20 protein-coding genes and 1 pseudogene are annotated in these 24,156 nt (G+C 44.7%); 5 read left to right on the forward strand and 16 right to left on the reverse strand.

Annotation, left to right across the window (positions count from 1 at the left end; genetic code table 11):
* Nucleotides 1-4: 4 nt before the first annotated feature.
* Both GC097_RS01780 and GC097_RS01785 read right to left on the reverse strand, forming a co-directional pair.
* The gene (locus tag GC097_RS01780; RefSeq protein WP_171681624.1) at nt 5-427 is read right to left on the reverse strand and encodes a MarR family winged helix-turn-helix transcriptional regulator; all 423 of its coding nucleotides are present in this window, start codon (nt 425-427) and stop codon (nt 5-7) included.
* Between the two features lie 105 nt (nt 428-532).
* Nucleotides 533-1,141, reverse strand: a complete 609-nt coding sequence (locus GC097_RS01785) for a TetR/AcrR family transcriptional regulator (RefSeq protein ID WP_171681625.1) — start codon at nt 1,139-1,141, stop codon at nt 533-535.
* Between the two features lie 191 nt (nt 1,142-1,332).
* Between GC097_RS01785 and GC097_RS01790 the strand changes: the two genes are divergently transcribed.
* On the forward strand, nt 1,333-2,763 hold the full coding sequence (locus tag GC097_RS01790; protein ID WP_171681626.1) for an MDR family MFS transporter: 1,431 nt from the start codon (nt 1,333-1,335) through the stop codon (nt 2,761-2,763).
* Between the two features lie 75 nt (nt 2,764-2,838).
* On the opposite strand, the gene GC097_RS01795 is transcribed toward GC097_RS01790, so the two are convergent.
* The 5 genes from GC097_RS01795 to GC097_RS01815 form a co-directional block, all read right to left on the reverse strand.
* The gene (locus GC097_RS01795; protein ID WP_171681627.1) at nt 2,839-3,705 is read right to left on the reverse strand and encodes a carbohydrate ABC transporter permease; all 867 of its coding nucleotides are present in this window, start codon (nt 3,703-3,705) and stop codon (nt 2,839-2,841) included.
* Between the two features lie 68 nt (nt 3,706-3,773).
* Complete coding sequence (locus GC097_RS01800; RefSeq protein WP_171681628.1) at nt 3,774-4,646, reverse strand: carbohydrate ABC transporter permease; 873 nt, start codon at nt 4,644-4,646, stop codon at nt 3,774-3,776.
* A 60-nt stretch (nt 4,647-4,706) separates the two neighbouring features.
* A complete protein-coding gene (locus tag GC097_RS01805; RefSeq protein ID WP_171681629.1) occupies nt 4,707-6,014 on the reverse strand; it encodes an extracellular solute-binding protein in 1,308 nt (435 codons plus the stop codon).
* Nucleotides 6,015-6,064: 50 nt separating this feature from the next.
* Nucleotides 6,065-7,150 carry an SIS domain-containing protein gene (locus GC097_RS01810; RefSeq protein ID WP_171681630.1) on the reverse strand — a complete coding sequence of 362 codons (1,086 nt, stop codon included), beginning with the start codon at nt 7,148-7,150 and terminating at the stop codon, nt 6,065-6,067.
* Nucleotides 7,143-8,123, reverse strand: a complete 981-nt coding sequence (locus GC097_RS01815; protein WP_171681631.1) for an ROK family protein — start codon at nt 8,121-8,123, stop codon at nt 7,143-7,145. Before GC097_RS01815 ends, GC097_RS01810 begins: the two co-directional genes overlap by 8 nt.
* A 241-nt stretch (nt 8,124-8,364) precedes the next feature.
* Between GC097_RS01815 and GC097_RS01820 the strand changes: the two genes are divergently transcribed.
* Nucleotides 8,365-9,432, forward strand: a complete 1,068-nt coding sequence (locus GC097_RS01820) for a LacI family DNA-binding transcriptional regulator (protein WP_171681632.1) — start codon at nt 8,365-8,367, stop codon at nt 9,430-9,432.
* A gap of 232 nt (nt 9,433-9,664) precedes the next feature.
* On the opposite strand, the gene GC097_RS01825 is transcribed toward GC097_RS01820, so the two are convergent.
* Together GC097_RS01825 and GC097_RS01830 are read right to left on the reverse strand one after the other, a co-directional pair.
* Nucleotides 9,665-10,147 carry a GyrI-like domain-containing protein gene (locus tag GC097_RS01825; protein WP_171681633.1) on the reverse strand — a complete coding sequence of 161 codons (483 nt, stop codon included), beginning with the start codon at nt 10,145-10,147 and terminating at the stop codon, nt 9,665-9,667.
* A gap of 556 nt (nt 10,148-10,703) precedes the next feature.
* Nucleotides 10,704-15,182 carry an endo-1,4-beta-xylanase gene (locus tag GC097_RS01830; RefSeq protein ID WP_171681634.1) on the reverse strand — a complete coding sequence of 1,493 codons (4,479 nt, stop codon included), beginning with the start codon at nt 15,180-15,182 and terminating at the stop codon, nt 10,704-10,706.
* A 356-nt stretch (nt 15,183-15,538) separates the two neighbouring features.
* Between GC097_RS01830 and GC097_RS01835 the strand changes: the two genes are divergently transcribed.
* A complete protein-coding gene (locus tag GC097_RS01835) occupies nt 15,539-16,471 on the forward strand; it encodes an AraC family transcriptional regulator (protein WP_171681635.1) in 933 nt (310 codons plus the stop codon).
* A 48-nt stretch (nt 16,472-16,519) separates the two neighbouring features.
* On the opposite strand, the gene GC097_RS01840 is transcribed toward GC097_RS01835, so the two are convergent.
* Nucleotides 16,520-16,972: a GNAT family N-acetyltransferase gene (locus GC097_RS01840; RefSeq protein WP_171681636.1), complete on the reverse strand. Its 453-nt coding sequence runs from the start codon at nt 16,970-16,972 to the stop codon at nt 16,520-16,522.
* 417 nt (nt 16,973-17,389) lie between these two features.
* On the opposite strand from GC097_RS01840, the pseudogene GC097_RS35165 reads away from it, so the two are divergent.
* Nucleotides 17,390-18,471 (forward strand): annotated as a pseudogene (locus GC097_RS35165) (acyltransferase).
* 68 nt (nt 18,472-18,539) lie between these two features.
* On the opposite strand, the gene GC097_RS01855 reads toward GC097_RS35165, so the two are convergent.
* From GC097_RS01855 to GC097_RS01880, 6 genes are all read right to left on the reverse strand, one after another.
* A complete protein-coding gene (locus GC097_RS01855; RefSeq protein ID WP_171681639.1) occupies nt 18,540-18,707 on the reverse strand; it encodes a hypothetical protein in 168 nt (55 codons plus the stop codon).
* Nucleotides 18,708-18,889: 182 nt separating this feature from the next.
* Entirely contained in the window at nt 18,890-19,414 is a 525-nt protein-coding gene (locus tag GC097_RS01860) for a 5' nucleotidase, NT5C type (RefSeq protein ID WP_171681640.1), read from the reverse strand.
* 110 nt (nt 19,415-19,524) lie between these two features.
* Nucleotides 19,525-20,142 (reverse strand): phosphotransferase, encoded by a 618-nt coding sequence (locus GC097_RS01865; protein WP_246293878.1) that lies wholly within the window; start codon nt 20,140-20,142, stop codon nt 19,525-19,527.
* A 62-nt stretch (nt 20,143-20,204) separates the two neighbouring features.
* Nucleotides 20,205-20,456: a hypothetical protein gene (locus GC097_RS01870; protein ID WP_171681641.1), complete on the reverse strand. Its 252-nt coding sequence runs from the start codon at nt 20,454-20,456 to the stop codon at nt 20,205-20,207.
* A 136-nt stretch (nt 20,457-20,592) separates the two neighbouring features.
* Nucleotides 20,593-22,260 (reverse strand): OmpL47-type beta-barrel domain-containing protein, encoded by a 1,668-nt coding sequence (locus GC097_RS01875; RefSeq protein ID WP_171681642.1) that lies wholly within the window; start codon nt 22,258-22,260, stop codon nt 20,593-20,595.
* A 255-nt stretch (nt 22,261-22,515) separates the two neighbouring features.
* On the reverse strand, nt 22,516-23,145 hold the full coding sequence (locus GC097_RS01880; protein WP_171681643.1) for a LysE family translocator: 630 nt from the start codon (nt 23,143-23,145) through the stop codon (nt 22,516-22,518).
* Between the two features lie 189 nt (nt 23,146-23,334).
* Between GC097_RS01880 and GC097_RS01885 the strand changes: the two genes are divergently transcribed.
* Nucleotides 23,335-23,892, forward strand: coding sequence for an LOG family protein (locus tag GC097_RS01885; protein ID WP_171681644.1), 558 nt, complete (start codon nt 23,335-23,337; stop codon nt 23,890-23,892).
* Nucleotides 23,893-24,156 lie beyond the last annotated feature (264 nt).

Here is a 24,156-nt window from a genome sequence, read left to right on the forward strand (position 1 = left end):
CAAATCATTTTTTCATATTATCGCGCATTTTCATAAGAAGCCTGTGTAATTCATTCATTTCTTCAAGTGAAAATCCTGTTTGAAGTACATCAATAGTTCCTGAAATACAAGGTATGACATTTGCAGCTAAACTCTTACCTTTATCTGTTAATGATACTTTATAGTAACGGCGGTCATAACTACTAGTAATTTTGTGCATTAATCCTTTATTTTCAAGGCTCACTAGCATCCGAGTAATGCTTGATTTGTCTTTTCTTAAAGCGGAAGCAATTTCGCCTTGAGACAATCCATCTCGCTCATTGAGCAGAATAATGATAAAAGCTTGTTCAGGCGTAATATCATACGGAGCTAAACTTTTAGCCATATACATAGCTACTTCTAATTTGACATCATGAATTAAGACAGCAATATTATCGAGTAAATCCATTTTGCAATCACATCCCATGAAAGAATATACTACAGTAGTTGATAAGTCAACTAAAAACGTGGTGCGTTTCTCCGCGCTGTCTGTAACGGCATATTTGAGGCCATCCTAACAGGATGCCCCCTTGTTATTCAAGTAAATAGGCAGTAACATTTCGTCAACTAACAGGTTCAAATAGGACTCGGTCAAGTTTCCACCTTGAATCAAATATTCATACCGCATTATGCTAAAAGGCAGCTGCATTTGAAAAACAGTAAGATCCCCTGCTATTTCTCCGCGTTTTTCTGCAAATCCATGAATCTTTTTCATAATCTGTTCATTTCCTTCTTGCGCATGAAGGCCAATTTCTTTCAATGCATCCTGATTCCGACTAATTTCAATCAAGACGGCACTAAACAATTCTGGTCCAATAGCAATCAAAAAACGTTGATAAATTTTTAACATTGCAAGCAAATCCGATCGCAAGCTTCCATGATCTTCTATGAGTTCAAGTAATGTGTGCTCTCCAAACACTTGTGTTAATCGATAATGAGCCATGGCATGAAGTAAGTTCATTTGGGTCTCATACTGACGATACAATACCGTTCGACTTGTTTTTGCTTTTTTTGCAACATTTTGAAAGGTCATCTCTTGATATCCGGACGTTTGAAAAATTTCAAATGCCGCTTCCAATATTGCGCTTTCAAGCTCTTTCCCTCGTTTTCTAATACTTGGCATTTCAAAGCTCCTCGCAGATTCTATATAGTCAAATATAGCATGAATTTAAGATACACATTGCACCTTTTATAAAAACTCCAAAAAATTACATATCCCCAAAAAAGAAATATTGCAACTTGTTTCTAATCGATGTATAGTTCAATATGAGAATAAGGTTCAAATTGTATCTTATTTAGAAAGGGGCTTTTGTAATGGCCACAAAAGAAGAAGAAAAAATACCGAGATCATTATTAACAATTGCAATTGTGCTTGTCCTCGGGGCTATTGCCCCCATGTTGGATGGAACCATGGTGAACATAGCACTGAATGATTTTTCTAAGGCTTTCAATACATCACTAGATAGTATTCAATGGATCGTAACGGGCTATGTATTAGCTACAGGAATAGCTGTTCCCTTTTCTGGATGGCTCATTCAGCGATTTGATGGAAAAAAGGTGTATATGGCCGCACAAATCGTTTTTCTTATCGGTTCGATTACCTCAGGACTTTCATGGAATTTATCTAGTATGATCATTTTTCGTCTTATTCAAGGCTTTAGTGCTGGTTTGATTATTCCCTTGCTAACAACGCTTTTGATACAGGCAGCCGGGCAAGAAAAACTTGGTCGATTAATGTCTATCGTAGGCTTACCCATCGTTCTTGGACCAATCCTTGGACCCGTAATTGGTGGGGTTCTTGTGAATTATCTTTCATGGCATTGGATTTTCTTCGTCAATGTCCCGGTTGTATTCATCACGCTATATTTTATATTTACAAAGCTGCCAAGTTTTCCACCTGCAAATCAACAAGCAAAGCTTGACTGGTTTGGGATCTTAATACTCGGGGGTATTTCAGTTAGTTTTATCTATGGTATCACTGAAGCAGCGCAGATGGGGGGTTTTACGAGTACGAAAACAATAACATTCATTCTCGTTGGCGCCTTTTTAACGTTCATTTACGTGATATATGCACTTAAGAATGAAAAAACTGTCATTATGCCTCTGAACTTATTTAAGTTTAAAAGCTTTAGTGCATCGTTCTGCGGCTTATTTCTTGCAGGAATTGCAACCAATGGTCCAATGCTTCTGCTACCCCTTTTATTTCAAAATGTTCGCAACGATTCCATCATTTTAGCTGCATTATCATTAATTCCTCAGGGATTAGGCATGTTGATCGCAAGACCTTTAATTGGAAAATTGATTGACCGAATTGGTGCCAAAATTGTTGTAGTCATTTCGATTGCCATTTCTCTAGTCGGAACAATTCCATTCATTTGGGTTGATCAAAGCACGAGCTATTGGATCCTTGCCATTATACTCCTTATTCGCGGTATCGGCGTAGGTGGCGTCACAATTCCATTAATGAGCGATGCCTATACGGGTTTGGCAAAAATGCAGATTCCACAAGCCAGCATCGCCACCCGCATTATTCAAAATATCGGTGGCGCCTTCGGTTCAGCCGTATTAGCTACCATTGTCGCAAGTCAAATAAATCATGCGTCTCCGGATGTTTCTCATTTGACATCTGCTTATCAATCCGGCTTTTTGACAGCGAGTATTCTCATGGTTGTAATGATCGTTCCATCATTATTCTTAACCAATAAGTTGGCCTCAAAGGTTGCTTCGAAACGAAAAGGTGACTGATCTTTTAGAGTTACGACAAAACCACTCCTAACATTGGAGTGGTTTCTTTGTTAACTTCTATTTACGGATTTATGCTCACCCTTTAACTGCACCAGTCGTTAAGCTGCGCTCTACCTGGGAACTCATAAGCAGATACAGGACGATCGTCGGCAGGGTTGACATGAACAGTCCTGCTCCGATAGGTCCCCAAGAAGTTGCGTGTTGCCCTGACAGCGACATGATCCCAACCGTCAAAGTCTTCAGGTTGTCACTGCTGATAAACGTAATAGCGAACATTAATTCGTTCCATGAGGACAAGTACGTAAATATGGAAACGGTTGCGATAGCCGGCGCTACTAGCGGCATCATGATCAAAGCAAATGTACGATAAATTCCGCTGCCGTCAATAAATGCGGACTCTTCAAGCTCCCGAGGAAGTGTAACGAAAAAATTAACGATGACAATTATCGCGAGAGACAATCCGAACCCGGTGTAAGGAAGAATCAACGCTAGTCTGGTGTCCAGAAGACCCGTAGTTTTCAGAATAAGAAATACAGGAAGCAAGGCTGCATGAATAGGAATCATTAGGCCAATCATAAAAACCGTCAGTGTCACTTTACTAAGCTTCCATTTCAACCTGGACAATGAATAGGCGGCCATAGTCGCCAAGATGGCGGTAAGTACCATCGTAGCAAATGTGACAATCACACTATTGACGAAATATAGACCTAGTTTGCCGTCTGTAAACAAGGAACTATAATTGTCCCAATGCCATACCTTCGGAAAACCGATTACGTTTCCACTGAATATATCTGCGTTATCTTTGAAAGAAAAAAGAAAGAGCCATACCAAAGGAAATAGTTGAATAATAGCAATTACGATGAGAAAAAACTGCATGATCAAGGTGCTGATCCTGATTCCGCTTTTTCGTCGTGAAGCAATCGTTGCCTGTTGCACAGTCATATTTAGGCCTCCGAAACGAAAGTATTGGTCTAGCGTCTTTTCGACAAAACTTCCGATGAAAAGACTCCCTAATCCGTTTTAAACATTTTTTGAATCATAACTGTAAACAATAAACACTCTAGAATGATGATGATCGCAAGTGAGCTTCCGTATCCGTATTGATACTGCTTAAAAATATTGCTGAACATCCACGTACTTGGTACTTCAGTTGCATGCATAGGGCCGCCGTTCGTCAACACATAGATGAAATCAAACGTTTTTAATGATCCAATAACGGCAAAGATCGTCGATAATTTCAACATCGGTTTAATTAGCGGAATGGTAATATACAGAGAGGATTTCACACCCGTTGCTCCATCTATCCGCGCAGCTTCATAAAGATCCTCCGGTATGGACTTTGCCGATGCAAACAGTAGAAGCATGTGATAGCCGATATATTGCCAAACGATAGGTAAGAAAGCGGCAAGTAAAGCGGTTTTCTCGTTGCCTAGCCATTCACCCTGCCAGGATTCCAACCCTAATCTCCCCAAAACCCCATTCAGAAGACCAAAAGAAGGATGATAAATTTTCATCCAGAGTTGCCCGATTACAACCGTGGACATAACAACTGGGATAAAATATACGGTACGATAGAAACGGTTGCCTTTCACGTAACCAGCCAGAATGAGTGCTAAGACAAGCGAGATCGGGAGCTGTACAAACACAGAGAGGATTGCAAGCAATATGGAATTCCATAACGACTGCCTGAAAATATCATCATCACGAAACATGGTTACGTAATTCTCGAGACCGACGAATACGCCCTTTCCTACGCCGTCCCAATCCAGCAGACTATAGTAGAAGGAGATAAAAACTGGCAGCAGCACAATAACTGCGTACCACAGTAATGCCGGCAATGTAAAAAACAGTATCGCTTTCTTGTTGCTTAACACGCGATCCATGATAAGATCCTCCTTGAGGGAAAGGAGGAGAGCGATATACTCCCCTCCTCACGGATATGGTTATCTCTCTAATGCCTGCATTTGAACCCCAAATTCTTGAGGTGTTATTTTGTTTGCCAATAGCTTCGCCACAAGGTTCATATGCGCTTCCCCTTGTTTGCCTCCCAGGTACAAATCATACAAGGGCACAACACCGGTTGATTTATTGAAAGCCGCCAGAACATCTTTTAATACCGGGTCGATTTTCGACTCGTCGACCTTCGTTTTCCAAGTAGGCAGTCCAGCCCCCGCTTTGTAACCTTCGCTTGAGAGATTTTCAGTCAAATACTTTAAGAATTGAACGGCTTGTTCCGGATATTTGGTTTTTGAGCTTACCATGAATGTATCAAGCACGCCGCCAACCCATTCATTTTCGGTTCCCGCAGCTCCGTCAATGACAGGAAATTTCATAACCTTAACTTTGGCTTTAACATTCGGAGCAGCGTCCAATGTTTTTGCAAACCAGCTGCCATTGTAGTACATCGGGATTTTACCTGTCAGAAATACCGCTTCCGATTCATCCCTGGATAAACCCATAAAGCCTTTCATAAAAGCATCCGCTTTTGCTAATTCCTGAAGCTTCTCACCCGCTTTGGTAAATGCAGCATCTTCAAATGATGCTTTGCCTCTCAAGGCATCGAGATTCAGCTTGGTTCCGCCTTCACGCAGTGCGAATATGTTTTGATAAAACTCGCTTGTCCAGAGATCCTTGCCGCCTACCGCCATCGGATCGATTCCTTTGGCACGGAATGCTTTTACAGCTTCAAGGAGCTCGGTATATGTGGTTGGTACTTTTATATTATTCTTGTCGAACAGTTCTTGATTGACGAAAAAAGTTCCGAGCCACATGGTATACGGCAAGCCGTAAACTTTACCGTTGTAGGTTAAATTGTCCAGTGAACCGGCTGTAAGTTTGTCCTTTGTTCCATCGTTCAGGTATTCGTCCAAAGCGAGAACCTTTCCTCCATCAACAAATGGCTTCGAGAAGCCCGCGCCATAACTAAAGAAAATGTCCGGAAGTCCACCAGCCGCTGCTGCAGTTTGTACTTTCGTTTTATAGGCGTCGTTCTCGGCGGACTCTACTTCCACTTGAATATCAGGGTGGTCTTTGTTCCATTTTCCTACTAGCTCATCCCGAATTGGTTTGAAATCTCCTGAAGGCCAAATGGTCCAGAGCTTCAGGCTGACTTTCTTAGCCGGCACCGAAGACGACCCGGCATTCCCAGGCTCGTTGTTGGTGCCTTTACTTGACTCATTGTTGCTGCTTGAACATGCAGTTGCAGACAGCACTAGGAGTAATGCTAATACCAGGACCCAAAACTTTTTCATCTTGCAGATTCCCCCTTTTATTAATTGCACTTTTTTAATCGCTTTCACAGTTAAGCATAATCGCCAGGCTGCGTCTTGCTCTGCATCGCAACCCCAAAGTCGGTGTAGATCCGGCAGGTCAAATCGATGCCCCGTCCGCCTGCGATGTGATGAGCAAGGATCTGGAAAGGTACGATGAGCGCCAGAGGAGCTTGGTATTCATCCAACAATACGGGCAGCGCTAGCGTTCGTTCATCGGTATCATTGCCCAGCTTTATGGTGTACGTATACGGTGTGACCCCGGATTCATAAGCTCTCAAAGCATCAAGCCGATGCTTGACAGGGCTCTTCGTCTCCAAGAAAAAGATGCGGTGCTCCCTATTAACTTCCAGATACGGACCATGCATGAAGGCTTCCAGTTCGATCCCTTGCGTCGGCAGTCTGACCGTTTCAGAGAACTTCGTCTCGATCTCCTTCACTGTGCCAACGGCCGGTCCATTGCCGATCGCCGTGAACCGAGGAGCCCCTGTAAACTCCTCCTTAAAGCGCTCGTAGAAATTTTCTGTAGCCGATATGATGTAAGGCAGTGCCGCCCCATACTTCCGAAATGTCTTCAGCTCCCTGCTTACTTGGTCGCTTGAAACAATTCCTTTGCGCTCGGCAAGGCGGAGTCCAGCGAGCATGAAGGTGAGCACCGTCGCAGTGAACCCCTTGGTCACGTACCCGACCCGTTCCTTGCCGCAGCCGATGTCCGTCGTCGCATTCGCCACCCCGGCGATCGCACTGGCGGTATCGCTTGCCATCGCAATTGTCCTGATATCGGATTCCTGACGCATGCGGGCCAAAGCGCCGATCGTTGATGTGCTCTGACCGCTCTGCGAGATGCCTATGGCAAGATCAACATGCGGGGAGATACGGTCATAATGCGTAAAATGAAACGGCTCTTTGATTTCCATCCGGACGTCCGCCCGATTCTCGACATAATACTTAGCGCTTAATGCGGCATTATAGCTTGATCCGGTGGCGAATACGAGCCAGTCAGACGTACCGAGCGCGATGTCCACGAATTCCTCCACATTGTCTGGAAAGCGTGAGAGGATCGATTCGACCATCTCCGACTGCTCCAGAACGTATGTCATCATTGTAGGTTTATCCATATAGCGCAGCCCCCTCCCCGGTCATACCGATCGCTTGCATGCCTGCCAATGCCGCACCGACGAGTCCGGCCTCAGACAGCTTCGTCTTCACAAGAGGTCTGGCAACGAACCGCATCGTTTTCGGATTCAAATACGATTTGACTCTGCGGACAAAATAATCACTCTTCGTAACGCCGCCACCAAGAACGATCGTATCGGGATCGCTGACACGCACAAGGTTCATGACGAGCGCTGCCGTGGCGCTGGCCGCTTCTTCGCAGACGCGTGCGCAGAGCTCGTCTCCGCTTTCCGCCGCAGCGAAAATGGCTTGCGCAGTTACGCGTTCGCCGTCACGAACAGCAAGAGACGAATTCGGGAATTGGCTCCTCAACGCCAATATCCTCTCATGAAGGCCAAGACCCGAAGCGATCCGTTCTACGCATCCTCTGCGACCGCAGCCGCAGACCACATCGCTGTGCAGATCGACAACCATATGGCCGACTTCGCCCGAGTTTAGACTCGCGCCGCTCACGTAATGTCCATCCACAATGAATCCTGCTGCGATTCCAGTGCCGATATTCAAGTAGATGAAATTCTCGGACTGTTCTCCCCATCCGAATCGCTGTTCAGCCTTCGTTGCACAAGCAACGTCGTTCTCGATACCGCAACGGATTCCGAACGTTGACTCGATGATTGCCTTAACGTCGGTCTCTTCGGATTTTCCCGGCTCGATCTCTAACCATACGCCTCGCTTCACATCAACACGGCCGACGACCCCAATGCCGATTGCCACCGGTTCCGAACGGAACGGAGAGGTCTTCATGTAGTCCGCTATCGCATTGATAATACTCTGCAGCGCGATTGCTTGGCTCGTCGTATCGCTTGGATAGGATTTCGTTCGAATGACCTCTCCCTCTAACGTGACCTCCCCTAACAGAATGCTGGTACCTCCCAGATCGACTGCAATAACCGATCCTGAAAACTGTTTTTCCATCGAAAACATCCCCTGACAATTTGGTAACGTTACCAAAAATAATTGTGTAAACCGGTTACAAGTGAAAGCTTATCAGGTGATGATAACGCTGTCAACCTATGTTTTATTGATAAAATGAAATTTCACCACCAATTCTTGTTGAACATTAAATTTTGGTATCGTTACCAAATATCTATTGCGTCGTTTGACAAGTTGCGCTAAAATTTAACTAGTGCCTAGGTTAGCAAAAGGAAGTGACATATTGAAGAGCAAGATCACAATTACAGAAATCGCCCAAAAAAGCGGCGTATCCGTATCCACCGTATCGCGCGTGCTGAACAATAGTCCCTCTGTTTCACAGAAGAAGCGAGAGCGTATCCAACAGATCATTGACGAGTATAATTATACGCCTAGTGTATTCGCCAGGGGGATGATCAATCAAACGACAAAAAACATCGGAGTTCTTCTTCCGGATATTACGAATCCTTATTTCGCCTCGTTATTTCTTGAAATCGAGAGTTTCGCCTTGAAAAACATGTACGCCACTCTCATGTTTAACACGATGTTCTCTCGTGACTCGAAGCGCTTCGATACGCACTTCACAGAAGAAGATTATTTCAAGATCATTCTCGAGAAACAAGTAGATGGCGTGCTGATCCTTGGCGGCCAAATTGATAAAGAGGATATCCCGGCTTCATTCATTCTCGCCCTTAACCAACTTCATCAGCACGTGCCAGTCGTCATCGTCGGCAGCCGAATTGAAGGATGCGAATGCCTGTTCGTCGAGAGAAATCTTAAGCAAGGCGTTACATCCATTGTGCACCACTTCATCGCACTCGGTCACAACAAGATTGGCTTCATTGGAGGAGAGCCCGGCATTCGCATCACCTCTTCCCGGATCGAGGCGTTCTCACAGGCGATGAGCTCGCTCAGACAAACTGTCTATGCCCCCTACATCGTGACCTCGGACTATTACGCACCGGACGGTTATGCCGCGATGACTCAATTGCTCGATGCCAACCCGGACAACCTGCCGTCGGCACTCATTGCCCATAACGATATGGTAGCGCTCGGTGCGGTTCGCGCCCTGAAGGATCGCGGGCTGCACTGCCCCGAGCAGATCGCCATCGCGAGTTGCGATCAATTTCCGCTGAGCGAATACAGTATTCCGCGTCTGACTTCGATGGATCAGCATAACGAGTATTTGGGGCGAATGGCCGTGCTGCAGTTGATCAGCGCGATTAACGGCTCGGACGAGACGATTACCATCAATCACTCTCCGGAACTCGTAGTCCGCGAATCATGCGGCGCCACGTTCAAATCCCGTTAAGAAAGTCTCCCTCTGAAGTTTAAATACCAGCAATACACGAATATCAAATATGATTTAAAAGGAAGAGGATGCCATTCGGCATCCTCTTTTCATTGTGAAAATATTTGGCTTAAATATGATTCATGCAACTTTTAAATGGACATTATTATTTATCTCGACAGGATTTAAGTGGGGTTTAACCCTATTTGATATCCATCGGGTATTTGAAAAATTATCCGCATAAAAAAATCACTTATTTTGACGGTATATAAATATCAATTTGATTATCTACGTTTTCTAATGTATGAATATCGTTCCAAAATTCAATATCGATATGCCTGCCTCCATACGTGTTATTGATGAACTCATATGTGATACCAATTTGCGATTCTGGGCCTTCATGTACAATTTTGATAAAACGTCCAGCAGATAAAGTGTATGTAATCATATCGTTTGGAACCTCGTTGAAAGATTCCACTTCATAGGCAATGACATGCTGATACGGAACATCGGGAGTCCAATGACCGTCATGAGGATATATTTGAATTAAATACATCCCTGACCCTATCCTGCCTTGTATTTCAAGGGCTCGTTTCTGTAATTCCTCACGGAGTATTCCGCCAATCTTCGTTTCAATAACGTTGTTGAGACTATCGATTATTGAAAAACCAATTAGCTTAATCGCTTCTCTTGTTAGAACGTTGACTTGGTAAGTATGAATAATGAACCCTCCCATTATGGAAAATACACCCACCTCTATAATAATCGAATGTATGTTCCTATGTAAAGATGAAAATTACGAAAATAAAGAAAGAGGCTGTCCCATAAACTTTCCAAAGAAGGCGAAGCAAGTTAACGGGATAATTTCCCTCTAATTTGCTCGAAAGATGACCTCGCGGGAAAATAAAAGGATAAAATCCCCTTAATTTGACCGGATTTCGTAGATTCCTACGAATCCGGCCCAAATAGAGGGAGTTTTTTCCAGTTAAATGGATCCGACAGGCTTCTGCAGTGAAATTAGAGGGAATTTTCCCCTTATTTTTAGCACAAAGCATAACTATAACGAAGAGATTGTCCCATAAGTCACGGAAATGACTGGGGACAGGACACCCTCTCATTTTTTGCTAAAGAAAGCGGCAGTAGACGCAAAAAGCAAAGGAGTTAAGCGCATGAAAGCCGCTTAACTCCTTTGCTCTTTTTTTCTGAAAGGCAGCCCTGTCCTAAAAGTCATTAATCCTTACTTTTGGGGCACCCTCTTCCGCAACACTGCTCAAGAGTAATTCGTTTTGGGATTACCACTCAAAAATCATCCGTGCAAGCATAACCAGATCTAGAATATCGATTTGGTTGTCGCCATTCAGGTCGAAGTGTTTTACTTGATCCCATTCTGCATCTGCCGAAGTGATGCCGTATGCCTTGGCCATAACGGCCAAGTCGCCGACACTGACTTTGCCGTCGTTGTTATGATCGCCAGGAATATTAACGATGACGGAAACCTTGAAGGCGAGTAAAGCGGCATTCAACTGCGAAGCAGCCGAGTCAATCTGAGTCTGGCTGGCAGCCGGATTGTTCGCAACTTCTACTGCCGCATTAATGGCTGCTTGCAGCGTTGCTTTGGAACCTGCCGGATATTGTCCGATCAATTTGCCTTCAACCGCTTGATCATGCGCATTTTGCGCCTCGGCAATGAGCGCATTCAAAGCTGTCTTGTCCATGGCGGCAATTTGAACGGTGTGTACAGCGCCGGATTGCACGGTTTCCGCTTCTGTACCGTCTGCCGTCACCAATCTCGTGACCTTAATGTCGGTCGAGCCGGTTTGCGCATTGCCTTTTGCTTTGAATGACAATGTGATTAGACCTGCATTCGGATTGGATTGCCACTCGCCAAGATGCACGCCAAGAATACGGAGCGTACCGGCCGGATCTGCCTTGTAGCCAACGACGAGAAACTTTCCTTCGTCTACCGAGACTGGCGGTGAAGCAAGCTCCAGTTTATCGGCATCGAATGTGATTGTAACATCTTGAGCCAGCACGCTGCCCTTCATATGGCCCAAACCATAGACAAGGTTGAAGGATTCGCCAGCCATTACATGGTCTGTGCCGGTTAATACAGCACCTCCATTGTAGCTGAACGTAACAGCAATCGTATGGTCTTCCTTTACCTGATTGATGGTATAAGTGCTTACCGCGCCTACGCTGACCCCATCCACAAGCACATTGGCAATCGAATAGTTGCTGTTGGCCGTAATCGTAAAGGTTTGGCTCGCACCAGAAACGACTTCGACCTCGCCGGACGGAGTAATCGTACCGCCTGTTCCCGCTGTCGCAGTGATTTTATGCTTGGTTGCGTCCCCCTCCTTCGGCCAACTGACCATAAGTTTATCGGCCGCGCCGCCAGTACCGATCTTTTCCACTTTGATCCAGTTGATCGAGTAGGCGTTGCCGCCACCGCCGCCTCGGATGGCGATGTTGCCCAATAAGCCATTGGCAGGCTGGGAACCATCCAATTTGATTTCAGTAGTTAAGGTGTAGCTCCCCATATTCACCATTCCGCTGTTGAAGTACGCAGGTATCGTAGTAGCTACTTGGCTGGCTGAATACTGGTAGCTGTTGACAACCGCTCCATCGGCATCCGTGTAGTTGCCGTTTGAGTCGTCTTTGATCCAACGTATACGAAGGGCAGTCGTACCTTTCGCGGTGTAGTTGAACGTGAGACGGTATTTCGCGTCCTTCTCCGGGGTGAAGGCCACTTTGCCGTCGGCACCCGCCGTCGACCAAGGCCACGCGTTGGCGTTATTGCCCAGGATGATATTCGCGCCGGTCCAAGCATCTCCTTTGCCCGCGTCATAGACATAGACGCCGTCAACGGGCTTTTGCTCCGGCTCTGTCTCCGGCTCAATGTATTTATGCGTCTCAAGAAACGCATTGGGATCCAGAACCGCCACCAACGCTTGTTTTGCCAATCCGTTGGAGGTGAACAGCAGCGCGAATTCGCCGGCACGCCAGCCTGTAGTGGCATCTCTCACGCCGCAAATGCTCACGCGGTCGATGACTTTCGGATTGTTCGTCTTGTTGGCTGGACCCGCGGCGTACTTTCTGTAAATCTGGAACAACTCGGCGAACTTCACGGCCTGGTTGTTCTCATTCACCGGGGTGAGGACGCCCACTGGAGGGCTGCCGATATCCATCTCGGTAATGTTGATGCTGACGCCGGGGAGCGTCGCGAACAGCTTAATGGAGTTCTCGACATTCGCGGCGCTCGTAGTGAGATTGTAGTGCGCCTGCATGCCGATGACTTCAATCAAGGGTTTGCCGTTCGGGCGAACGCCCGCATAACGTTCGTTGATGCTCTTGACCATCTCGTAGACAACACGAGCTTTGCTCGGTGAATCAAGACCGAAGTCGTTGTAGATCAGCTTGCTTTCCCATTCAGGGTGACTGTCAACCACGCTGGCCGCTTTCAGGAAGGCGAGCTCAACCCACTCCCAACCGAGCGCCATGTACCAGCCTTCCCCTTTAGCCAAAGAGGCTTTCCAGTCGTTCGGGTTTGCGGTGCCAACGGCTTCATTAACCACGTCTATGCCTTTAAGACGTCCGCCGAAGTTCCCGAGTACATTCTCGATATGATTATTGAGATTGGCCAATGCGGTTGCCTTGTCGAATGTACCCGGCTGTCCGTATCTAGCCGGCGGCGCATCCCACATCCACGTAGGTGATTGCGAATGCCATGCCAGTGTGTGCCCGTAGAATAGCATGTTCGGGTTCTTGCTGGTAAGATTGTAGAACGCATTGTTCACGCTGTTGTACGTAAAGGTGCCTTTTACGTTTTGCGTGCTTTCTGGCTTCATCTCATTGCCGGGCGTATACGCGGCGAAATTGTGGATCAGGGCATTGTTCTCGCCCGCGCCGAAAATACCCATGGTGAAGTAATCCTTATAAACGCCCTTCAGCGGTGGGTACGCTTCATAAGTCTGGCCCGCAGGAGGGATTACGATGACGGGTTCTTCAGGTTCCGGCTCTTTAATTCCCACCGGCCAATTGACCAGCAGCTTATCTTCCTTGCCATCAGACCCTACCTTCTCGACTTTGATCTCATTGATCGAAAAGCTGTTGCCGCCGGCTCCTCCGCGAATGGCGATGTTGCCAATCAGGCCGCCCGCAGCCTGGGAACTGTCCAGCTTGATTTCAGTGATTAGCGTATAACTGTTGCCAGTAGACATGCCGTTGTTAAAATAGGCAGGAATTCTAGTAGCCACTTGGCTAGGATTTAAAGAAGAGTTATACGGTGGAGTGCTGACGACTTGGCCGTCTTGGGCGGTGTAGCCGCTATTGGATTCATCTTTAAGCCAACGCACACGTATGGCATTTGTGCCCATCGATGTGTAGTTGACGGCGATACGATATGTAGCATCCTTCTCAGGGGTAAAGGCCACTTTCCCGTCCGCGCCCGCTGTCGACCAAGGCCACACGTTAGCGTTATTGCCCAAGATGAGGTTCGCACCGGACCAGGAGTCTCCTTTACTTGTATTGTATACATAAACTCCGTTGATCGGCTTATTCTGCTCCGGCTCCGGCTTAATTACGACGGGATTCATTTCGAGATAGGTGTCGGGTGCCAATACTGCCACCAGCGCTTCCTTGGCGGTTATGCTTGTCCCGTTGGGCGCGTTGAAAAGCAGCGGATATCCTTCGCGTTTCCAACTATCCGCATCATTTGTGCCCCAGAACGTCACGCGCTCGACGACCTTCGGGTTTGCCGTCTTATTCGCCGGACCCGCAGCGTAATTCCTGTAGATTTGAAACAACTGCGCATACTTTTGGCCCTGCGCCACGGCCTGTTCCGTAGTAAGCGAACCCAAATTCGGCCATTCGATATCCAACTCGGTGACACTTACGCTAACGCCGGGCAGGGTAGCGAACAGTTTAATGGACGTCTCTACATTCTCAGGCTTTGTGCTGCTGTTGTAGTGCCCCTGCATGCCAATGCCTTCAATCAAAGGTTTGCCGTTCGGACGTGTGCCGGCGTATCTTTCATTGATGTCTTTGACCATCGCGTAGACCGTCTGGGCCTTGGCTGCACTGTCTAGGCCGAAGTCATTGTAGTACAACTTGGTGTTCCAGCCATTGTCGTCAATGACCTTTGCCGCCCTTACGAAAGCGAGTTCAACCCATTCCCAGCCAAGAGCCAGGGTCCAGCCCTCCCCTTTATCCAAGGATGCTTTCCAATTGGTCGGGTTTGCGGTGCCGATGGCTTCGTTGACCACGTCAATGCTGTAAAGCCGTTCGCCGTATTCGCCGAGAATACGATCGATATGAGCATTGAGATTGCCCAGGGCGGTCGCCCGATCGAAATTTGGAGCGTCCCACATCCAGTTAGGCGTCTGCGAATGCCAAGCGAGCGTATGTCCGATCAGTTTCATATCGCCGGACAAAGCGGTAACATTTCTCAGCAAATTGTTCAAAGTGTTAAAAGTAAACGTGCCTTTTACGTTCTGCACACTTTGGGGTTTCATTTCATTTTCGGGCGTATATGCGTTGAAATGGTAACCGATGAGGCCTGACCTGGGGCCAGTCAAAGCTCCGACCGTACCGATCATGAAGTAATCCTTGTAAACGTCCTTCAGCGACGGGTATTGATCATAATTCAGTCCAGCGGGAGTAACCTGCGTTTTGGGAATGGGATCATTCACGGCAGCCGTTGCGGAGATCGCGAATGAGAAAACCAATGTAACGATGAGTACTAGAGAAAGGTACCGTTTCAAAAATCGCATAATGGATATAGCCTCCTTTATCAGTTGTTTTTAAAGGGAATTTCTCGCTTTCCCGGGATGGTGTGCATGATTTGCGAAAGCTTCAATTGTTGTCCGGGCGATTGCGGAGCCATTCTTGTTCATTTGCTCACTGGAGCAGCCCCCTCCTCCTTTCATATATTTAAGAATTCCGCGGTTTATTGCAAAGAAGATTATGGGTTATCGACAAAATACGTGCTCATGAATGCGGTTTCATTGGTATTATTATAGTTGTTCGCATAGAAACATTCTTCGTAAATCTTGCTTTATACTTCTCAAATATTGCGATTTTCCTCCTAAAGGCATGGTGGATTTTCCAGGGAAAGGGTTGGACAACTATGATTAAAGTTCTTAACGGAACGAAGGAAACCGTATCGTATGACGAGCATTTCGGCATCCGGTTGTATATCAACCATGAAATCGAAAACTACCCGGTGCATTGGCATACCGCCGCAGAAATCATTATGCCGTTAGAAAATATTTATACAGTCATCGTGAATGATGTGAAGTTTGTGCTGAATCCGGGCGATATTATCGTGATCCCCCCGGGAGAGCTGCATGAAATCTACGCGCCGAATACCGGGGAACGGATTATTTTGCAATTCGACTATTCTCTGCTTTACAGCCTCAAGGGATTCGACTCGACCTTTCATCTGCTGCGCCCATGCTGTATCATTGCCGCCGATCAGAACAAAACGCTCGGACAGACGCTGCGGAAACCGCTGATAGATCTGATGAACGAATATTTCAGCCGTTCCCTGTTGAAAGAAGCTGCTGCATACGCCCTGCTCATCCAGTTCTTCGTGCTCATCGGCAGGAACGTCATCCATGGCGAGCACCGTGTCCCGCGAACGAAGAGCCAGAAGTATCATAAGAACATCGACACATTCCTGAAAGTGTGCAACTACATGAACGAACATTGCACCGAGGATATCCGGGTTGACGAGCTTGCCGAATTAGCCGGTTTCAGCAAGTTCCACTTCACCCGCTTGTTCAAGCAGTTCATCGGCATATCCTATTACGATTACCTCAACCAGAATCGCATCATGTATGCGGAGAAGCTGCTGATCGATCCGAACATGTCGGTGACGGAAGTCGCCATGCGGTCGGGCTTCGGTAGTCTCTCCACTTTCAATAGGGCTTTCAAAATATATAAGAAATGCACGCCAACACAATACAAGCTGCTGCACGACAGCCATCCGCATCGCAAAGAGACTTCTCAGCAGAACAATTTCTACAAGCATGAGCCGACAAAAGCAAACGATAAATAGCCCCCACCTTTTCGAAAAGATGAGGGCTGCGTTATGCTAGGTTATGATTTAAGCGTGATTTTTTAATACGAGATGTAGTAAAGGAAAAGGCCGTCCTGAACTGTCTAGTTCCGATCGTCCTACCTGTACAAAACCAATCCGTTTATAGAATGCGAACGCTCCATCATTTTGCTCATTCACATCAACTTGGAGATTGCTGCCTTTGATGTTTTCGATATGTTTGATTAGTCGACTGCCTATGCCCTTTCCATGATATTTGGGGTCTACGAAAAGCATCTCTATCTTTGTCCCGTCAAGCCCAATAAACCCTGCCGGCTCTTCATTTTCGTTCAATTCCAACCAAATCTCAACTTGCTTTAGTGCTCCGTTTTGAAGCATTTGATGATAAAATTCAATATCCTCATCCGTCAAAAATGTATGTGTCTGACACACAGCCTGGTACCAAATATCTATTAACTTATCATGAAAATGTTCTTGATAAGGCACAATTTTGTTTAGCATTACTCCGCCTCCATATTTATACTTTGATGAAAGATTAATCTATTGATAAATTATCTTAGATACTATCTCACAAAGTCAAGCGGGGAAAAGGGAAGCTTTTGCTATAATAATCAATCGGCGCACGTTTCAGCATTTTTAAAGGAAATGGGATATTAAATTGGCTGACAATGTAAGCGCAGCAGAATCAAAACCACCTTGCCTTTTGTATTGGCGAGGTTTTTTGTTTTACTTGGCTGTGATCGGACATTTAGCGAGCTTTAAGGCCAAATTCATAGTTTATTCATAAATACTTCTTATACTTGGCTTATATCAGCAAGAAAAAAGGAGGTTTACTCTGATGGGGTAGCTGCCGAAACAAAGACAAAAGAACAGCTAAATATCATTTATATCGTTCGAGCACTTGCCATTCTCGGCGTCATGTTTGTTCATGTCTCTTCGATTCCGGTCGGAGAAATTGTAGATAAAACCTCTTCGATGTTTTTTTATTTTAATTTTTTAAACGTCTTTAACAAATTTGGAACGCCGACATTTATTTTCTTAAGCGCGCTTGTATTGTTTTACAGTTATTATGATCGACCTTTGAATGGAAAATTAATCGTCCGGTTTTATCAGCGGCGCTTCTTATATATTTTGTTGCCTTATCTCATATTCTCGGCATTCTATTACGTTATTCAGATTTATTATTCGTTCGGAGAAACGTGGGAGCAGTTTTCTCAAAATGCCTCCTTAACAAATTTTCTCCAATGGTCTTATACGGTAAATCTTTCTATCATCTTTATTTTGTTTTTATCAGTGCCCAGTTTTACATCCTGTTTCCCATTTTATTGTGGTTTCTGCAAAGAAACCCTCGGGTAACCAAACATTTAATCTGGATCGGATTCGTGATTCAGTGGGCATTTGTGCTATATAACCATTATTACATGCATTACGAGGATAAAGGACAGCTGGCAATCAGTTATAGCTCCTATTACTTTATGGGCGCATTTTGTGGAATCTATTATCATACGTTTAAAGAATGGATTACCGTCACGTGGACCAATCTGCTTTCCAAAAAAGTACTGCTCTGGATTCCTCTATGGACTTTATGGATCGCATCGAGCTTCGGAGATGTGAATCTATGGTATCAAACTCGTGTGAATGATTTCAGCGCAAACGCATTAATATACGAGTGCTACTGGTTCTTCCATACGTTTACTTCACCGTTGATTTTGCTTCAAATCTCAATCTTCTTGTATCAAAAATTAAATACTAGGCTCATCAATACGATTATCAATCTTGGCGTCGCTTCTTTCGGAGTCTATATCATACATGCAGCTATTCTTTTCTATTATTTCCGATTGCCAGTCAGCTACACCCCGGCCGCTTACTATCTATACATCGCCATAGGCTATGCCTTCACATTACTCTTCTCATGGGGGATTGTGGCTTTGGCTCAAAAATATATAAAAGGCTCATGGATACTCTTCGGGTCCAAACCTAAAATTTCACCATACATTTGAAAGAAGCCGTCGATACTGAATCGACGGCTTCTTTCATTCTTAACTTTTCATTTTTCCAGAAAATAACCTTACTCCTCTTCTTGCTCTTGCTTGGAACTTTTCAAAGTATCTGCAGTTTGAGCTTGTGTTCCTGCACCATTTTCAGCTGAAGTGGCTCCTTGAGTGCTGGCTAGTTGAGACTGTGATACTGCATTACTAGCTTGATTGTTTGCTTGATTGGATTGTTGGCTGGTCATATATGACTCCTTATTAAATATTATTTGTACTTGAAAACAGCACATTTGTAATATTTACAACAAGTTGCTTTTTTATGTATTATTTCAAAATTAAAACCTCTATTTTTTACGCACCGGGTATAACATCGTAAAGTCTATAAATACATTCACCGGTTTCCAGAAAAACCTACGCGCATTCTCCGTTAGTTCAATGCCTCTTCTAAATCAATGATCCGTCTGTTTACCTCAACCCAATTAGAAGCACAATAAACTAAATCAATGTTCAGGCAAATATTATACGGCTGTTCAAACAATATTACTGGAATGTTCTTATCGGCAAATTCTTTTGCATAATGGGGGGCATCATCAATTAACACATTGATCTCGGAATCTATACATTCTTGGAGCTTATTCTCAGTAAAAAATAGATTATGGTATCTAATCCCATTTTGTTTAAGCCAATCAATTGTAACATCACGAAAAAGTAACGGACGAGCAGTAATAATTGATATTTGATGACTTTTAAATAATTCCTGTAATACTTCCACTGCCATAGGAAAAGGCTTTGAGCTCCAATGAATCTCGTGGCCGTATTGATGATAAATTTTTTCACGCTCCGTATTATCCCACCCATACAGACGATAAAAATAAAAATCGTTAACATCTTCAGGAGTGAATGATAAACCAGAAGCTTTATTACAAAAAATGCAAATACGACGAAGTGGCATCAAGAACTGTATTGTCTAAATCTATTCCAATATGCATTTTCTTTCATCCTCTACTTTCCTGTCGTTTAAAAGAGAAGCATTCTCAGCACCCTTCAGAATTAATTTCGATTCTACACCCATTCTTTGAAACGATCTGTTACAAAAAGAATCTCTTTCTCATAGTGCGCCAGGTGGCCATCGTTAACCATTTTTTGAAAGGCAGGGTTTCCGGCGGCGGCGCCATTTCTCAAAGTATCACACAAGACTATCAAACGTTGAAGAATCCACTGTTGCAAATTATTTGGGACGAGGATTCCATAAGATTCAAAAAATAAATGAATTCGCCGACGACGTTCTGCGGCGTGAATTTCATTTTGGTATGCTACCGTTGTTCCAGAAAAAGGGTCAGGTGCGAAACTTGCAAGAGGAATCGATGTGTAAATCGTGTACGCAATATCCCACATACGTGGACCTGGACCTGCCATATCAAAATCAATCAGTGCCACAGGAGCCCCATTTTGAAAGACAATATTATATAACGCTGCGTCATTATGACAGATAACTTCGTGTTCGGCATCATCGGCATAGCTTAGCTGCCATCTGTCTTCTGTATTTAAAGTGAGCTCTTGACTCGAATCATGGAACCGACGCAAAAGGCGTGCCAATCCCATAAGAGTTTCGTCTGACCACATATAAGGTTCAAGTTTTGGATATTTGTTACCAGGAACCTCCCCCGAAATATATGTCAATATTTCACATCCAGCGTCATCGATTCCGAGAAATCTTGGACATTCGCACGATGCGATTTACATTACCGCCATTTAACACTTCTTCCTGAGTCAATAAGTTTCATTCCTCGCTCAATTGCAGATTTTTGCCCGTTAGTTATGGAGGCTGCTCCCCTATCATAACAAAAACCTGCAAGGCATTTCTTATAGAGAACAATTATAACTAAACTGTCCGTTACGACAAAGACAGCCGAACTTGTGCCGGCTGCCTTCAGGTACTCGATAAATTCAACTTTCATTAACCCATACATTTTCCCAAAAGCCAGTTTTTTCATTCCATCTAAATTCCCAATAGGCCGTCTCTCGAACAAATAAAACTTCTAATTTTGGTTTCTCCCAAATTCTTTTTTTCTGTTCACCATTATTATTCAAGTCTTCCACCTCGTTTATTTAGGTTAACTTCACTTATTCTCAAAATTTACCTGCGCCAGTAAATATCCCTTTATCAAAATCCATCTTGTTAATTGGACTCTCTGCATTTCCCGCTTGATCTGTACTGAAGTATTCAACGAGATGCGTTGTCCCCGCATAAATCGTGAACGGACCTGTATACGGGAACCAAAGGCCACCGTTTATTCGATATTGCGTTGCTTTCACGCCAGAACCACCGCCATTATCCGCTGCTTGAAGCGTGAGCATGAATCCCTTAATATAAGTATTTCCTTTTGAATCCTTTTCAGTGAGCGGATCTAATCGATACATTGTGACAGGCGCGACTTTATCAATGATGAAAATCGTCGATTTGATTGCTTCAATGTTGCCCACCCCGTCTGTACTTCGGTATTCCAATTTGTAGGCACCGGCGTTCTTGAGAACAATCGTTCCTGTGTATTTTTGCCATGAACCTTCGTTGACTCGATACACTGTTTCACTGACACCTGTATAAAAATCATTCGCTATCAGGTTAATCGGTATATCCGTATTTGAAATCGTTGGAGTTCCCGGAGCGACTGTAGTAATCGGAGGGGACTTATCCATATTAATGGTGATGCCGGCCTCTCCGCTTAATCCAAGTGAATCCGTAGCATATCCTGAAATATATTGGTTGGCACCGTCAGTGGTGACGACGATCGGGCTGGAAATGAACTGAATAGGTGTATCATCATCATCTGTGGCCGTAAAAGTAACCGTTACATCATGATTGTACCAACCATTTACATCAGGGGCTCGGTCCGCTGTTGCATGAACAACCGGAGCTTTATTGTCTTTTTCGGAGAGCTCAACATTAATACAGCTCCCAGGATTAACGTGATCAACCTGTACAGGTTTAAATTGCGCATCGGGTGTAATTTTCAATGTATTGTTACCTTGATTAACGTTATAAAATGCAAACTGGCCAAAATAGTTTACTTTCGTGGTCCCTACTCCTACAAGTTCTACAGTAGCATCTGCTTGCGCAGGCCACACATATCCGCATACCATGTTCCCAGATGGCGAAGAAACAGAGAAGAAACCATCTTTTACAGGCTGAGTATAAAAAGGATCAATTTCTCCCAGAGTGACGTAGACAGGGAAGTTATCCATAGCATAATTGACAAAGGGAATGGAATACTTTCCATTTTGATCTGTAACTCCTGTGTTCAATGTGTATCTTGTACCGTAATGAACTTCTACCTGAATTCCCGGCACTGGAACTCCTCCATGTAGGGTTACGATACCTTCTGCTTTATCAAGATTCGAGGGGAACTTAAAGTTGTATGAATTGAGGTCGCTCCCATACGTTGGTTTAACGACAGTAATGCCCTTCATGGTGAAAATCATAAAGGTATCAACGAACTCATTTATTGAACTGGGCACTGTAAAATATCCGTTTGAATCCGTTATGGCATATCCATAATATTGAGAGTTCAGTGCGAATGTGATCGACAATCCAGGAACTGGGTAACCGTTTTCATCCGTAATTACACCATGACGCTCCTCGTCCTGATTCATGTTCAATGAGCTATAAACGTTGCTGGTGACACTGCTATCAGTGATATTGTTGGTGGCAGCTTGTGTAGTTTCTACGGTTAAAAATCCAAAAATCGACAATAGCAACAGCAAACAAACGCAAATTTTTCCCATTATAATACTTTTCACCCTTATACCTCCTTTTGATTCTTTATTAAGAATATCACATTCTATACCAAGAACATAGTTGAAAATTGTAAGATGAATTTCAAAGCAACGCGGCTGCCGATTCATACCGGCAGCCGCGTCTTAGTTGTTTATTAAGCTAAACTTATTTTAAGATGTGATCTCTTTTCCGTTAATTCAATCATTGCATATCCCATCAAAATAATCGCCTGGAGATGTCCGAATTCTTCCCTTCCGCTAACAGAACACGACATAATACTACCGACGCTGGACAGCCAGTTTAACGGCAAGTCCTGTCAAGACCCCGGACATGATCCAACGCTGTGCTTTTAGCCATTTCGGACGTTTGCCAAACCAACCTACAATCTTACTTGTAGTAAGAACAATAAGCAGATTCACAGTAAAGCTGATTAAGATTTGCGTCAATCCCAAGATAATGCTTTGTTCCAGCAAGGAGCCATTTTCAGGATTCTGAAACTGAGGTAAAAGCGATATATACAGTACAGCGATTTTAGGATTAAGCAAATTGGTTATAAAACCCATCATAAACAGCTTTTTTGGCCGTTCAGCCTTTAGAGCGACTGGTTCAAGCAAAGAAGCTGACCCGGGTTTGATTGTCTTCCATGCAAGCCAAAGCAAGTATGCCGCACCAGCCCACTTCATTATGCTATAAATAACCGGTACCGTATTAAAGATCGCGACCAGCCCCAGCATAGTTGCAATAAGATAAACGACAAAGCCGAGCACGACTCCGATTAAAGAAATTATGCCTGCCTTACGCCCTTGGGACAGTGTGCGCGAAATTAGGTAAATCATATTGGGACCAGGAGAACAAACCATCCCAAGCGATACAATTCCAAAAGCAATAAGTGTTCCTATACTAATCAATTTGCGTCCTCCTTTTAGTTATCATATGAATTCAAGATATATTAGCATATTCGGATATGGATGTATACCGAAATTAGTCCTTTAGCTGCAAGCTTTCATTGATCATTCCTCGAAGAGTCATTAGCCGTTCGGCGGTTGAAACTTCTGTTTCAATGCGGTAGTCTTGAAGATGGAATAGGAGATGAGACAATGAAAACGATAGCGGTATTTTGCGGATCTGGAACTGGCAATGACGCGGTCTATATGGAGGAAGCAAGAAATTTGGGGAAAGCCATAGCAGCGCAGGGATGGGCGCTCGTCTACGGGGGAGCAACGGTAGGCTGCATGGGGGCTGTGGCGGACGCAGTTATGGAAGCCGGTGGAAAGGTGATTGGCGTGATCCCCAAAAAGCTCTCGGATATCGAGATCGCCCACCCCCGTCTTTCCGAGCTCCACGTCGTTGATACTATGCATGAACGTAAAGCGATGATGGCCGCGCATGCAGACGCCTTCGTCACACTTCCTGGCGGGGTTGGTACACTTGAGGAGTATTTCGAAGTACTGACCTGGGCGCACATCGGCTATCACAATAAACCTTGTGCTCTGCTAAACGTGAATGAGTACTACACACCGATGATATCCTTGATCGATCATATGATGGAGCAAGGCTTCGTGAAGGAAAGCACGCGGAAGCTCATGATCGTCGAGAACGAACCGATCTGCTTGCTTGAGCGGCTGAAGGAAGGCTGGATAAAAGCGAACTATTGAATTGCCCCAAGCACCTATCAAATTGTGCGGCGACTTGAGCATATATGAATAATGGACAGTCGCGGGAAATCAGGCGGAGACGGATTAGGGGCTGTCCCCCCTACTTTAAGCTTGTTTTACAGCGTTAACTTCAACTTTTTACCCGCTCCGCCTACGTTAACGCTGAAAAACGACGTCTCAGCTCAATAACAACTGGATTACTTTCGCTTAAAGTGTCGAACAACCGAAAAAATTACTGCATATAACATGAAGGTAATCAAAGCC

The sequence above is a fragment of the Paenibacillus planticolens genome, assembly GCF_013141725.1.
Taxonomy (GTDB): Bacteria; Bacillota; Bacilli; order Paenibacillales; family NBRC-103111; genus Paenibacillus_E; species Paenibacillus_E planticolens.

Excerpts from the sequence above, each read along its gene's own strand:
- GC097_RS01885 (WP_171681644.1), top strand. The coding sequence starts at position 23,335 with ATGAAAACGATAGCGGTATTTTGCGGATCTGGAACTGGCAATGACGCG.
- GC097_RS01790 (WP_171681626.1), top strand. The coding sequence starts at position 1,333 with ATGGCCACAAAAGAAGAAGAAAAAATACCGAGATCATTATTAACAATT.
- GC097_RS01860 (WP_171681640.1), bottom strand. The coding sequence starts at position 19,414 with ATGCCACTTCGTCGTATTTGCATTTTTTGTAATAAAGCTTCTGGTTTA.
- GC097_RS01840 (WP_171681636.1), bottom strand. The coding sequence starts at position 16,972 with ATGCTAAACAAAATTGTGCCTTATCAAGAACATTTTCATGATAAGTTA.
- GC097_RS01855 (WP_171681639.1), bottom strand. The coding sequence starts at position 18,707 with ATGACCAGCCAACAATCCAATCAAGCAAACAATCAAGCTAGTAATGCA.
- GC097_RS01780 (WP_171681624.1), bottom strand. The coding sequence starts at position 427 with ATGGATTTACTCGATAATATTGCTGTCTTAATTCATGATGTCAAATTA.
- GC097_RS01805 (WP_171681629.1), bottom strand. The coding sequence starts at position 6,014 with ATGAAAAAGTTTTGGGTCCTGGTATTAGCATTACTCCTAGTGCTGTCT.
- GC097_RS01810 (WP_171681630.1), bottom strand. The coding sequence starts at position 7,150 with ATGGATAAACCTACAATGATGACATACGTTCTGGAGCAGTCGGAGATG.
- GC097_RS01830 (WP_171681634.1), bottom strand. The coding sequence starts at position 15,182 with ATGCGATTTTTGAAACGGTACCTTTCTCTAGTACTCATCGTTACATTG.
- GC097_RS01815 (WP_171681631.1), bottom strand. The coding sequence starts at position 8,123 with ATGGAAAAACAGTTTTCAGGATCGGTTATTGCAGTCGATCTGGGAGGT.
- GC097_RS01795 (WP_171681627.1), bottom strand. The coding sequence starts at position 3,705 with ATGACTGTGCAACAGGCAACGATTGCTTCACGACGAAAAAGCGGAATC.
- GC097_RS01870 (WP_171681641.1), bottom strand. The coding sequence starts at position 20,456 with ATGAAAAAACTGGCTTTTGGGAAAATGTATGGGTTAATGAAAGTTGAA.
- GC097_RS01835 (WP_171681635.1), top strand. The coding sequence starts at position 15,539 with ATGATTAAAGTTCTTAACGGAACGAAGGAAACCGTATCGTATGACGAG.
- GC097_RS01800 (WP_171681628.1), bottom strand. The coding sequence starts at position 4,646 with ATGGATCGCGTGTTAAGCAACAAGAAAGCGATACTGTTTTTTACATTG.
- GC097_RS01825 (WP_171681633.1), bottom strand. The coding sequence starts at position 10,147 with ATGGGAGGGTTCATTATTCATACTTACCAAGTCAACGTTCTAACAAGA.
- GC097_RS01785 (WP_171681625.1), bottom strand. The coding sequence starts at position 1,141 with ATGCCAAGTATTAGAAAACGAGGGAAAGAGCTTGAAAGCGCAATATTG.